The organism is Clostridium intestinale (assembly GCF_035905475.1).
Taxonomy (GTDB): Bacteria; Bacillota; Clostridia; order Clostridiales; family Clostridiaceae; genus Clostridium_T; species Clostridium_T intestinale.
The window spans coordinates 1851121-1864727 of sequence record NZ_CP121166.1; the positions used below are offsets into that span (position 1 = coordinate 1851121).

Annotated in this window: 13 protein-coding genes, 1 tRNA gene and 2 other annotated features; of the genes, 2 read left to right on the plus strand and 12 right to left on the minus strand. The window is 30.2% G+C overall.

The annotated features are described in order from the left end of the window. Positions 1–2: 2 nt before the first annotated feature. From P8F83_RS09570 to ytxC, 11 genes are all read right to left on the minus strand, one after another. Positions 3–2330 (minus strand): U32 family peptidase, encoded by a 2328-nt coding sequence (locus tag P8F83_RS09570; RefSeq protein WP_326514427.1) that lies wholly within the window; start codon positions 2328–2330, stop codon positions 3–5. A gap of 140 nt (positions 2331–2470) precedes the next feature. Further along, positions 2471–3049 (minus strand): cell division protein ZapA, encoded by a 579-nt coding sequence (locus tag P8F83_RS09575; RefSeq protein WP_073019831.1) that lies wholly within the window; start codon positions 3047–3049, stop codon positions 2471–2473. A 171-nt stretch (positions 3050–3220) separates the two neighbouring features. Then, on the minus strand, positions 3221–5599 hold the full coding sequence (pheT, locus tag P8F83_RS09580) for a phenylalanine--tRNA ligase subunit beta (RefSeq protein WP_326514428.1): 2379 nt from the start codon (positions 5597–5599) through the stop codon (positions 3221–3223). Positions 5600–5619: 20 nt separating this feature from the next. Next, entirely contained in the window at positions 5620–6639 is a 1020-nt protein-coding gene (pheS, locus tag P8F83_RS09585) for a phenylalanine--tRNA ligase subunit alpha (RefSeq protein WP_073019833.1), read from the minus strand. 55 nt (positions 6640–6694) lie between these two features. Next, positions 6695–6901: a binding site (T-box leader), on the minus strand. Between the two features lie 53 nt (positions 6902–6954). Then, complete coding sequence (locus P8F83_RS09590; RefSeq protein WP_326514429.1) at positions 6955–7755, minus strand: TrmH family RNA methyltransferase; 801 nt, start codon at positions 7753–7755, stop codon at positions 6955–6957. A gap of 14 nt (positions 7756–7769) precedes the next feature. After that, on the minus strand, positions 7770–8438 hold the full coding sequence (locus tag P8F83_RS09595) for a potassium channel family protein (RefSeq protein ID WP_326514430.1): 669 nt from the start codon (positions 8436–8438) through the stop codon (positions 7770–7772). Between the two features lie 12 nt (positions 8439–8450). After that, a complete protein-coding gene (locus P8F83_RS09600; protein WP_326514431.1) occupies positions 8451–9797 on the minus strand; it encodes a TrkH family potassium uptake protein in 1347 nt (448 codons plus the stop codon). Positions 9798–9892: 95 nt separating this feature from the next. Then, positions 9893–10252 carry a 50S ribosomal protein L20 gene (gene rplT / locus P8F83_RS09605; protein WP_021801393.1) on the minus strand — a complete coding sequence of 120 codons (360 nt, stop codon included), beginning with the start codon at positions 10250–10252 and terminating at the stop codon, positions 9893–9895. A gap of 27 nt (positions 10253–10279) precedes the next feature. After that, positions 10280–10477: a 50S ribosomal protein L35 gene (gene rpmI / locus P8F83_RS09610; protein ID WP_073019840.1), complete on the minus strand. Its 198-nt coding sequence runs from the start codon at positions 10475–10477 to the stop codon at positions 10280–10282. A 20-nt stretch (positions 10478–10497) separates the two neighbouring features. Beyond that, on the minus strand, positions 10498–11019 hold the full coding sequence (gene infC / locus P8F83_RS09615) for a translation initiation factor IF-3 (RefSeq protein ID WP_238906580.1): 522 nt from the start codon (positions 11017–11019) through the stop codon (positions 10498–10500). 19 nt (positions 11020–11038) lie between these two features. Then, positions 11039–11156 (minus strand) — a sequence feature (ribosomal protein L20 leader region). 46 nt (positions 11157–11202) lie between these two features. Beyond that, entirely contained in the window at positions 11203–12090 is an 888-nt protein-coding gene (gene ytxC / locus P8F83_RS09620) for a putative sporulation protein YtxC (RefSeq protein ID WP_326514432.1), read from the minus strand. A gap of 145 nt (positions 12091–12235) precedes the next feature. Between ytxC and P8F83_RS09625 the strand changes: the two genes are divergently transcribed. Further along, positions 12236–12943, plus strand: coding sequence for a DUF6873 family GME fold protein (locus P8F83_RS09625; RefSeq protein ID WP_326514433.1), 708 nt, complete (start codon positions 12236–12238; stop codon positions 12941–12943). A 105-nt stretch (positions 12944–13048) separates the two neighbouring features. Here P8F83_RS09625 and P8F83_RS09630 read toward each other — a convergent pair whose 3' ends face one another. Beyond that, on the minus strand, positions 13049–13330 hold the full coding sequence (locus P8F83_RS09630) for a hypothetical protein (protein ID WP_326514434.1): 282 nt from the start codon (positions 13328–13330) through the stop codon (positions 13049–13051). Positions 13331–13457: 127 nt separating this feature from the next. On the opposite strand from P8F83_RS09630, the gene P8F83_RS09635 reads away from it, so the two are divergent. Next, positions 13458–13531: transfer RNA gene (locus P8F83_RS09635), tRNA-Cys, on the plus strand. Positions 13532–13607 lie beyond the last annotated feature (76 nt).

Here is a 13607-nt window from a genome sequence, read left to right on the forward strand (position 1 = left end):
CTTTATTCTACTCCTCTTCTATAATGACCTTTGGTATATTCTTTACTTTTTAAAGGAGTCTTATCTTTTAAATAATTTAATATTTCCTTAACTTCTTCTTCCCCTTCATCAATGAAATCAAATCTAAAACTTGAAACACCTTTTTCCTTAAGTTCTTCCATTTCATCAATTAAATTAATAGGGGAGGAATTATATATATAGGCCCTACAGAATTTATCTGTTAACACTCTAAAGTCCTTATTCATTCTATCAACAAGCATAAATTCATCATTTACACATGGGGCAGAACATTCTTTACTCGAACATTTTCCTCCAACTGTGCTTCCTACTGGACAATATTCTGATATCATAGATTCTGTTTTACCATAAACACACATACCTAGATTTTTTTCTTTAGATAGTATATTCATGATTTCTTTTCTATTTAATTCTTGGCTTAAATATGGATATACATTATTTTCTTTAAAGAATTTCACCACTGAAGAATTAAATATGTTGCTCTTATAATCACTTATTATTAATATTCTGTTTTGAAATCTCTTTATTATTCCTAAATTAGATGTAATTATCCCTTTAAATCTATGTAGATTTTCCTCAATCTCTTTAACTAAAACATTATATTCCTGTTTTATTATATTAGGTACCTTTAAATATAAGTTAGGCCCATCAAGACCATCTAAGTCCTTAAGTCTTATCCCTGAGATGTTTTTGTTGTAAATACTGATGCCTATATCGTGGGCCTTTTCATCAATTAGGGCCTTTAGTTGGGCCTTAGTGTTAGCTATGAAAAGTAAATTAGGCCCATCAACATCTAAAACCTCTTGTTTTTCATGTTTATCTGATATCTTGATATCTTTTTTATATCTAAGCTTCACATTTTCTTCAATCTTTTCTATAAGCAATCTTCTAACATTATTTAATGATGATACTGGCAAAAAGCCTTCTTCATAGGATTTAAACTCTACTTTAGTTATCTTAAAGGCAGTTTCTCCTGATTTCATTAAGGATTCTTGAATTCTTTCTTTAGATAAAGGTTTGTTTTTAGCTATTTCAACATTTTCTCCATAGACCTCAAAGTTTTCTCCCATATACCTAGTTCTTAATATGATAGGCCCATGTAAGTTGAATTCAACATCACAAGATATATCAACCTTTCTATCATAAATGCTGTTGTAGGTTGATTGTAAACTCTTAAGCAATAAGTTATCAGAGGTTTTATAAAGAATATCACCTTTTTTATATTGATTTGGGATTAACTTTACTTTGTCTCCTTTACTTGCTTTCTCAACTTCTTTTCCATCAAGTAATATCTTAGCAACAGTAAACCCACCTTCACCTATTCTTATCCCATCCTTAAGAGAAATATCATCATCTAATAAGACAAGTGAATTCTCAACAACTTTACCTACAAAAACTCCTGTATTTTTAGGATATTTATAAGCCATCATATCTTTACCTTCATTTTTGTAAAGATATGCTTTTGAAAAACCTTCCCTATTAAAAAGCTTCATTAATTGCTTTTCACCATTTTTATTTTTGTTACCATCAATGGCTTTTCTATACTCAGACACAACTCCTGCAACATACTCTGCCCTCTTCATTCTTCCTTCTATTTTTAATGAAGAAGTCCCAGTTTTTAATATCTCTTTAACATCATCAACTGTGCATATGTCCTTAGGGCTTAATAAATATCCTTTAAACTCTTTTCCACCATTTATTGATTTTAGGGTATAAGGAAGTCTACAACTTTGAGCACATCTTCCTCTATTGCCACTTCTTCCTCCAATCATGGAACTCATGAGACACATGCCTGAATAACACACGCATAAGGCTCCATGAACAAATATCTCAGTTTCTATGCCCATATCTTTAGATATATACTCAATTTCATCTAATGATAGTTCTCTTGATAACACTATTCTCTTAAAACCTTTTTCAGTTAAGAATAGTGCCCCTTCTGGATTATGTACTGTCATTTGAGTTGATCCATGTATCTCTAAATCAGGAATTAGCCTTTTTAAGTTTCTATAGGCTCCTAAATCCTGAAGTATAACACCATCAATCCCCATTTTATATAGGTCCTTCGTATATTCTAAGAGAGAATTCATTTCCTCTTCTTTTATTAGAGTATTTATTGTAACATATATCTTCACACCATATAGATGAGCATAGTCTACTGCCTTCTCCATATTCTCTTTATCAAAATTCGATGCATATGCCCTTGCAGAGAATTTATCTCCCCCAAGATATACAGCATCGGCTCCGTTATTTATGGCAGCATATAAACTTTCCATACTTCCTGCTGGAGCTAATAGTTCTATTTTATTCATTCTTCATCTCTCCTGTGGTTTTTCTGATGTTTAAACTATCATATTTGTATACTTTAAGCGTTGCACTTCTTGTGAGTACATGTTCAATACATATTAGCCTAACCCATGCGACAAAAAAGGAGTATCCTAAACTCCTTAATTTATCTATGTTTTTTAGTATTTAATAATATATTTTGCCCACTTTTTTCTCTTGCAAGCTTAAAATTAATATCCATATATTTTTTTTCTAAATCAAGTACTTTATATTTATAATTATTCAATTGAAAATTAACTTCCTTATTTCTACTCATCAATGTTTTGTTTTGTTCTTTTGTCTTTTTGTATTGCTCTTCCATTATGTCTAACTGACTTTTATAATCTTCTACTTCTTTAATTAAATCTTCAGAATTTGTGTTTTCTATTTCCTTTAATTTCTCATTTAAAGTTTCTATTTCTTTAACCTTAATATTAAACTCTTCTTCTAATTTCTTGTAGTTCTCTTTTAGACCTTTACACTCTTTCTCTAATTTTTCACATTGTAAGTCACTTTTAAAAAGTTCATCAGCTACATTTATTCCAGCTAGCACAGTTGCCGCCGAATAACTAAGTTTTGGATTTTTTTCACACAGTTCTTGTATTTTACTATCTATATATTCTGCAATACCTTTTAAATATTCTTCATTTTCTCTACCCTTTAAATTATACTCTATACCATTAACTTTAACTACAACCGAACTCATATTTCACCTCTAGCTTATTTGTCTTTACTTAATTTTAACACAAACATTTCTTCCTGTGAATAAAGTAGAACTAGGTTCGTAACCTTTTTTACACCACAGTTTTCTATTAATTGACTTCAATGTTTATAAAAAAAGACCAAACTACATCAATAGTTTAGTCTTTTTTCGATATTATCTAAGTTGAGCTCCAAGTTTGTACTCTAAGCTTCTTAAAATCTTATCATGAACCTTGTTAACTTCTTTATCAGTTAAAGTTTTATTTTCATCTCTATATGCAATTGCATAAGCTATGCTCTTTTTACCTTCTGGTGTTTGCTTACCTTTGTATACATCAAATAAACTTACCTTTTCAACTAAACTTCCGCCAGCTTTTACTATAGTGCTTTCAATATCTCCAACTAAAACTTCATCATCAACTAAAATTGCTATATCTCTAGTCACTGCTGGGAACTTTGGTAATGGTTTATACGCTTTTATTGTATTTGAAGCTTCATATAAAACATCTAAGTTAAGTTCAGCTAAATATCCTAAAGTATCAATTCCATAGTTATCTAAAAGGTCAGGATGTATTTCTCCAAATACTCCAGCTTTTTGTTTTCCAACCATTAAAGCAGCTGTTTTACCAGGATGATAACAAACATTATCTTTTTCTCTTTCTAAAGATATCTTAGTTATTCCTAAAGCATCTAAGATGTTTTCAACTACACCCTTAAGATCTAAATAGTCACAATCACCATACATACCTATAGTTAGTATGTTGTTCTCTTTTGGAAGTGCATTTTCATCTTCATTAGGTAAATAAGTTCTTCCTATTTCAAATAATCTTACATAGTCATTGTTTCTAGTGTAGTTTCTCTTTAAAGATTCCATCATTGATGGTACAGTAGTTGTTCTCATAATACTGTAGTCTTCACCTAGTGGATTCTTTATCTTAACTGCATTTCTAAGCACACTATCCTTAGGTAAGTTAATCTCATCAAATACCTTTGGAGATACAAAAGAATAACTTATTGATTGATTCACTCCTGAAGATAATAATGTTTCAATAAGAAGATCATCTAATCTTTCTTTTCTGTACTTTGGTTCTCTATCTGTAGTACTTGTGCTTATAGTTGTTGGTACCTTGTTGTATCCATATATTCTTGCTATTTCTTCTGCTATATCTTCTTTAATATGAACATCTATTCTAAAAGTTGGTACTGTAATTACAAGGTCATCTCCACTTACAGTAGTTTTTAGTTCAAGTCTGTCTAAGTAAGTCTTCATATCTTCTGCAGGTATACAGGTACCTAAAAACTTGTTAACCCAAGTTACAGAAACTTTCATTTCATGACTTTCTTTCTTCTCTGGATAAACATCTAAAGTTCCTTCCATAACATCTCCACATCCAAGTTCTTGTACTAATGTACAAGCTCTATCTGCTGCAAGTAATGTTAGGTTTGGATCTATGTCTTTTTCAAATCTTGAAGATGCTTCTGTCCTTAAGTTAAGTTTTTTAGAGTTAACTCTTATATTCGTTCCATCAAAGTTTGCAAACTCGAATATAACTTCAGTAGTATCTTCTTTTATTTCTGAGTCTAACCCACCCATGATTCCAGCAAGTGCTACTGTAGTTTCTCCATCTTTAATACAAAGCATAGAGTTATCAAGGTTTCTTTCTATCTCATCAAGAGTTGTGAACTTTTCACCCTCTTTTGCTCTTTCTATAACAATATGACCACTTGATATCTGTCTTTTATCAAAAGCATGCATTGGTTGACCAAGCTCAAGCATCACGAAGTTTGTTATATCAACTATGTTATTTATAGGCCTAACACCTGCATCTAAAAGTCTTTCTTGCATCCAAGCTGGTGATTGTGCTATCTTAACATTTTTAACTCCTCTTGCTAAATATCTCTTACATAAAGAGTCATTAATAGTTACTTTTAGTTCATCTTCAATATTCTTGTTACTAGTTGAAGTATAAGATAAATTAGGCATAGAAAAATCTCTACCTAAAGTTGCAGAAGTTTCTCTAGCTATACCTATAACACTTAAACAATCAGGTCTATTTGAAGTTATTTCAAAGTCTATAGTTTCTTTGTTTAACCCTAGAACTTCTTTTATATCTTTTCCAAGTGGTGTAGCTGGATCTAATATCATAAGTCCATGAACTTCTTTATCTCCTGCTATTCCCAGTTCTTCCTCAGAGCACATCATTCCATTAGAAACAACTCCTCTAAGTTTACCTTTTTTTATCTTTAAATCGTTAGGAAGTATTGCTCCATGAAGTGCAACTGGAACAACATCTCCTTCCTTCATATTTTTAGCTCCTGTAACTATTTGAACTTCTTCTCCTTGTGCTACATCAAGTTGGCATATAACTAACTTTTCTGCATCTGGATGTGGTTCTATCTTAACTAGTTTTCCTGTAACTACATTTTTAATTTCATCACCTGAAACTATAACTTCCTCAACTTTTGAACCTGATAAAGTTAATCTATCTCCAAGTTCTTTTCCATCTATATCAATATTTATATAATCCTTTAGCCAATAAACTGGTACTTTCATTAAAACTACTCCTTTCTAAATTAGAATTGATTTAAAAATCTCATATCACTTTCATATAGAAGCCTTATATCATCTATTCCATACTTAAGCATAACCATTCTATCTACACCAAATCCAAAAGCAAATCCGCTGTAAACCTCTGGGTCTATTCCACAATTCCTTAAAACATCTGGATGAACCATACCACAACCAAGTAATTCTATCCAACCAGAACCCTTACATACTCTGCATCCTTCTCCTTGACAAACAAAGCAAGTTGCATCCATTTCAGCTGATGGTTCAGTAAATGGGAAGTGATGAGGTCTAAACTTAGTTTGAACCTTATCTCCAAACATCTTCTTTGCAAATAATTCTAAAGTTCCCTTAAGGTCTGCAAAAGTAATCCCCTTATCTATAACTAAGCCTTCCATTTGATAGAAGATTGGTGAGTGAGTAGCATCAACTGCATCACTTCTATAAACTTTACCAGGTGATATCATCTTAATTGGAGGAGTTTGTTTCTCCATTACTCTTATTTGAACTGGTGAAGTTTGAGTTCTAAGCACTAAAGAATCATTAATGTAGAAAGTATCTTGTTCACTTCTAGCTGGATGATTTTTAGGTATATTTAAAGCCTCAAAGTTATAATAATCAAGTTCAACTTCTGGACCATCTTCTATAGTGAATCCCATAGATATAAAAATTTCCTTCATAGATTCTAAAGTTAAATCTAACGGATGTCTTTTTCCTATTACTGCTTTCTTTCCAGGCATTGTTATATCTATAACTTCACTTTCAAGTTTTGCATTTTTTTCTTTTTCTTTAATTACAGTTAAGATCTCATCTATCTTAGCTTCAATCTCAGCTCTAACCTCATTTGCAAGTTTTCCTATAAGAGGTCTTTCTTCAGCTGATAATCCTCCCATACCTCTTAATATTCCAGTTAACTCTCCTTTTTTACCTAGATATTTTACTCTAAGTGTTTCCATCTCTTGAGAAACATTAATGTTCTTAAGTTCAGATAATGCTGCTTCCTTTATTTCAATTAGCTTATCTTTCATAATTAAAATCTCCTTTCTTTATCTTTAAAAATAAATAAAAAATCCCCGTCCCAAATAAAGGGACGGGGTATCCGTGGTACCACCCTAATTAGCCTAAGCTCACTTAATTCAAATAACGGTTTCCCGCTAACAGCTACTAAAATTTCACCATTAGGACTCCTGAGGGAACTTCAAAATGAACTCTTATAAGAAGGCTCTCAGTCTATGACCTTCTCTCCCTTAAAAAGATTTTCAAATCTACTTTCTCATTCACAGTCTTTCCATATAAAGTTACATTTAGAATTATAACCATTATTTTAATAAAATACAATACTTTTAGCTTATTTTATTATTTATAAGGCTTTTTTGTCTAACTCTCTCATAAATCATAATTCCAGCTGCTGTAGAAACATTTAAAGATTCTGCATTTCCTGGCATAGGTATCTTAACCTTTATATCTGATAATGAGTATATGTAATCACTTAGTCCATTACCTTCATTACCTACACAAATAACTAGATTATTAGTTAAATCTTCTTCAAAGAAGTTATTTTCTCCTTCTAAAGATGCAGCTAAAACAGAGTATCCTTTTTCTTTAAGTTCTTTAATAAACTCAAGTTCATTATCTTCAATAATAGGTATATGAAATATGGATCCCATGGTAGCTCTTAAGGTCTTACTATTATATGGATCCACTGTCCCTTTTGTTAATATAACTCCAGACGCTCCAGCAGCATGTGAAGTTCTTATTATTGTACCAAGATTTCCTGGATCTTGAACCATATCACATAAAATATAAAAGTTATCAATATTATTTACATTTTTTATATTATTAATACTAACAATTGCTACTACTCCTTGAGGAGTTTCTGTATCACTTAATTCTGATAACAGATTTTCACTTATTCCATACACTTTGGTATCAACTAACTTTTCTTCATTTATATATTCATATAATTTGTTCATTTCTTTTTCAATTATAAATATGGATTCTACCTTACAGCCTCCATAAAATGCTTCTGATAAAAATCTAAAACCTTCAACTAAAAAACTTCCTCTAGCTTTTCTTTCTTTTTTAGCTTTTAATTTTTTAGCATCTTTAAATACAGCATTGTCTTTGCTTTCTATTTTAATCAAATATTAGCACCTCATTATTTAATTTTTGATATTAATCTTTCTAGTCTTGATAACTCCTCTGAAGAACCCATAGCTACAATTATATCATTTTCTTTAATAACATCCTCAGCTGTAAGTGAAATTTTAATCTTACTATTATGCTTAATAGCCATAACATTAAGTCCATATTTACTTCTTAAATTCAACTCTTTCAAAGTATGATTAAACCACTCTCTAGGAGCTTCAATTTCAATTATGCTGTACTCTGGAGATAATTCAATATAATCTAAAATATTAGATGACGCTAAATTATGCGCAACTCTAGTACCCATGTCTTTCTCCGGCTGAATAACCCTATCTGCACCTATTTTATATAAAACCTTGGCATGTAAGTCACTGTCTCCCTTACAAACTATAAACTTTATACCTAATTCCTTAAGCACAAGGGTTATCATCACGCTAGCTTGAATATTTGATCCTATTGTAACTACAGCTACATCAAAATTATTAATTCCAATAGTTTTAAGTGCACTTTCATCAGTAGCATCTAGTTGAATTGCATGCGTAACATGATCTGATATCTCCTGTACTATATCTTCATCAATATCTATAGCCAAAACATCATGTCCCATTGTAAATAATGTTTTTGCTACTGCACTGCCGAATCTTCCAAGTCCTATTACCAAAAACTGCTTATTACTCATTATAATACACCTCTACCCGATTAAAATTTTATCCTCTGGATACTTTATAGCACGTTTTGCTTTACCGCTTGCTAAAGCTAATGCTACCGTCATAGGTCCTACCCTACCTATATACATGATGATAATTATAACTATTTTACCCATCCATGACAAGCTTGGTGTCAGCCCCATAGTAAGACCTACAGTTCCAAAAGCAGAGGTAACTTCATATAATATGTAATCAAAGGCTGCTGAAGGTTCTGTTATTGATAAAATCATAGTTCCTGCAACTACAATAGTAAATCCAATAAAGAAAACTGCAAAAGCTTTATAAACTAAATCTTTAGAAAATCTTTTTCCAAATACTTCTGTATCTTCTCTTCCTCTTATGATACATATGAAAGTTAAAACCAACACACCAAAAGTAGTTGTTTTTATACCTCCAGCTGTAGATCCTGGTGATCCCCCAATAAACATTAATATTATCGTCAAAAACTCCCCAGCAGCACTCATATCAGAAGTTGATACGGAATTAAATCCAGCTGTTCTAGGTGATACAGCTGCAAACCAAGAATTCAATATCTTATCTCCAAGTGAAAAATCCTTAATAGTTCCAGGATTATTAAATTCAAATATAAACATTAATATTGTTCCACTTATTAACAAAGATAATGTAACTAATACAACCATTTTTGAATGTGTTGAAAATTTCTTTAGAGATCTAATATTATATATTTCAGACCATACAGTAAAACCAAGACCTCCTATTATTATTAAAAAACTAATGGTCATAATAATAACAGGATTGCTTGTATATTCTGTAAGAGACTTAAAATCTCCTATTATATCAATCCCAGCATTACAAAAGGCTGACACAGAATGAAACAATCCAAAATAAGCCCCTTTTTTTAGTCCATACTCAGGTATAAATTGAGTTGAGAGTATAATTGCTCCTATTAGTTGTATTAAAAATGTAAAACTAAAAATATATTTTATTAATTTAACCATTCCTTGAAAATTAACGGTATTCATTGCTTCTTGCATCAAAAGTCTTTCTTTTAATGTTATCTTTTTTCCTATTAATATAGCTGCAAAAGTTGCAAAAGACATAAACCCTAGACCACCAATTTCAATTAAAATCATTATTACAGTTTTTCCAAAATAGCTCCAATGAGTTCCAGTATCCACCGTCACTAATCCAGTTACACATACAGATGTTGTTGCAGTAAATATTGAATCTATAATACTTGTCTTGTTTCCACTTGCTGAACTTATTGGAAGTGATAAAATCATACCTCCAATAAATATAACTGTAAAAAAACCTAATACAAGAACCTGAACAGCATTCAATTTAATCTTGCTCGTTAATTTATAATACATTTTAAGCACCTCAAATAATATTATTTCCAAAACCAAAAAGTTAATTCTAAAAAACCTACATAACAAAAAAATGCGACCTAAGTCACATTCTTTTGTTATGCATTTATTTGACTTTTAGCAACTTCTACTAATTCAGTAAATGCTTTAGGATCATTAATTGCGATTTCTGATAACATTTTTCTATTTATATCAATACCAGCTAACTTTATTCCGTTCATGAATTTTGAATAAGAAAGACCATTTATTCTTGTAGCAGCATTTATTCTTGCTATCCAAAGTCTTCTAAAATCTCTCTTCTTTAATCTTCTACCAACGTAAGCATTTCTTAATGCTCTTATAACTGTTTCATTAGCTGTTCTAAATAATCTACTTTTTCCACCATAATAACCTTTTGCAAGTTTTAAGACTTTCTTATGATTCTTACGAGCATTGACAGCTCTTTTAACTCTTGCCATGTTCTTAACCTCCTACGATCTACTCTATTATAGATATGGTAATAATTTCTTCATTGCTTTTTCTTGTGTTGTTGACACATATGCAGCTTTTCTTAAGTTTCTTTTTCTCTTTGAACTTTTCTTAGTTAAGATATGGCTTTTAAAAGCTTTAGCTCTCTTAAGTTTTCCAGTTCCAGTCTTTCTAAATCTCTTTGCTGCACCTCTATGAGTTTTCATTTTTGGCATGATAAAATCCTCCTCTCAAGTTAAGCTTTTTTAGGCGCTAAAATCATTATCATATTACGCCCTTCTAACTTTGCTGCTTTTTCTATCACACATAAGTCTTCTAATCTTGAATAAAAATTATCTAAAATCTTTCTTCCTACATGTGAATATTCTGCTTCTCTTCCTCTGAATCTAACGGTAATTTTTACTTTGTCCCCTTCTTCCAAGAACTTACGTGCGTTATTAGATTTTATTAAAACGTCGTGTTCTTCGATTTTAGGACTAACTCTTATCTCTTTTAAATTAATAACTTTTTGCTTCTTTTTTGCTTCTTTGTCTTTTTTAGATTGTTCGTAAATGTACTTGCCATAATCCATGATTTTGCACACAGGAGGTTTTGCTCCTGGAGATATCATAACTAAATCCAATTCCTTTTCTTCTGCAATCCTTAGAGCTTCTTTAGTAGCTATTACGCCAAGTTGTTCACCATCATCTGCAATAACTCTAATTTCTCTATCTCTTATTTCTTCATTAACAGCAAAATTTTTATTAATATTATTCACCTCCGATAATACATCCCTAAACACAATAAAAGGACGACTTGATAGCCGTCCTTTTTATCCAAACAAAAATATTTACGGGATAAATAACCTAACTAGCAATGCTGTAAGGTGAGAAACGGCTGTTTCTTCTTTACTTAACAAATTATATTATGATATTTTTGTTTTGTCAAGGTTTTTTATTGTTTATATTTTTATTTTACTTGAAACACATACAGAGCATTTATCACAATAAGATACTCGTTCTCCAAATACATTTACTATTGTATCAATAAATTCTTTGTTTGAACAATTTTCTTGTTTATGAATTATGATTCTTTTAGGAGAGTTTGTAATGAGCCCACTGATAATTACGTCTTCCATATTAACTTTACTTCCAACTTTCAAATCTCCTATTTCTTTTAAAAAGTCATAATATATATCATTCCCATACGCATCTCTAATCTTGTATGAACCTTCTCCTTCTATTACTAAGTTTATTTCTTCTATTTTACTTTCTTGTATATCCACAAAATATTTTAAAAGTTTTATAAACTCTTTATACTCTTTTTCAACTAAATACTTCTCAACTATTTTATCTATAACACTCTCAATATCTTGTGCTATTTCTTTCATTCTAAAAGTTATAAATCCATTAATATTGATGTTATTATTTTCTTCCATACAAGCTCTAATTTTCTCAACTACATTATTGATTCTATTACAGCAATATATAGAATTTTCATCCCTTATCATCTCTTCACCTTTTAGGGTTTTCATTATTCTATCTTCTACTTCAAGTATTTCGTCATGTTTTAAAAAGAAAAAAGTATCTGTTAAATATTCAAATAAAGCCTTACTTTTATAGGTATCTACCACTAATTTATAAAGTATATTACTCATATATAAATGAACAATGCTTTTTATCTTATCATTATTTTCTTCATCGCAAAACACTTTTATAAAATGTGTATTTCCCTCTAGACTCTCAGAAACACCTATTTTAATATTTTTTTCTTTAAAAAGGGCTCTAACTTCTTGTATATCTTGAATAAAATTCATTTCACCATCATATGCTAAAGAAAGAACAAGCATGAATTTCACTCCCTTCTTACATATAGTATGTATAAATTTTTGTAGCATATACAGTAAATAAATTTTCATTTATCGACAATACTGTTGCATATTTACTTCAAAAATATTATTCTTTAATTGACTACCAAATAAGGAAGTGAGTATTATGAAGCTAGCTTTTGTCGACTATAGAATCTCTGTAGAAGAACATAAAAATTTATCTAAATATGTTGATAAAATTATACTGGTGCCTAAACATACCAATTTATATCCTGCCATAAATGGACATCCAGATATACAACTAACCTTAATTAATGAACAAGATATTTCATTAATTGTAAGCAAAGACATAGATAAAAGTTTTATAGATGAAATCAATAACTTGGATGTTTCTTTTGAATATTCAACAAACTCTCTTAAATCTAACTATCCTTTTAATATCCATTTAAACTGTTTGTTTATGAAAAACTTTTTTATCCATACTTTAGATAACTCTGATAAAAAACTTCTAGACTTAGCCAAAAATAAAATAAATATTAATGTTAATCAAGGTTATACAAAATGTTCTACAGTTATAGTTAACGAAAGAGCTCTTATTACATCTGATAAAGGGATATATAACAAACTATCATCTTATGACCTTGACATACTTCTCATAAATCCAGGAAATATAGAACTTCCAGGATTGGATTACGGTTTTATAGGCGGTTGTACTGGACTAATTGAAGAAAATAAATTAGCTTTCTATGGCAATTTAGATTTTCACCCTCAAGGTAATGAAATCAAGAAGTTTTTAACAAAACATCAAGTTGAACCAGTATATTTATATAATGGACCATTAGTAGATAGAGGATCAATTTTCACTTTATACTAATTTCTATAATATAGTACGTATAAAGAACATTTTTGTTGAATATAATTTTATGTTATAAAATAAAAGTTGGGATAAGTTTCCTTTCCCAACTTTTATTATTTATATTTACTTTTTACTTATGTTATTTACTGAACTAAATAGATCGTGAATAAAATTAGAACCTCTGCTTATCAGTATTCCAGTTAACAATATACCTATTACTTTAAACTTAACTGGAATTCCTATGGTTGTCATGATATCTAAATCAGTACTCCATACAATGATTATACAGACAACCAAAGCTCCTATTCTATCTTTAGATATCTTCCCTTCTTGCCAAAACATCTTAAGTGTCTCCCAAATAGCCTCTCCTATTATAGATAAAATCAATATTTTTGCTAACTCCAACTCGCATCCTTCTTCTTGATTATTTTGTAATTTATATTAATATTTTTTTAAGTTTATTCTATTTTTTTATAGTTTTTGTTGACAATGTAATTTGAAGTGCATATAATAGCTTTGTAGTTGTTTTTATGGCGCCATAGCCAAGCGGTAAGGCAGAGGTCTGCAAAACCTTTATCTCCGGTTCAAATCCGGATGGTGCCTCCAATTAGAATCCTATGCTAGGAATTTTAGCATAGGATTTTTTATTCTTCATAAATAATTAAAGCCAGAAGAAAACAAT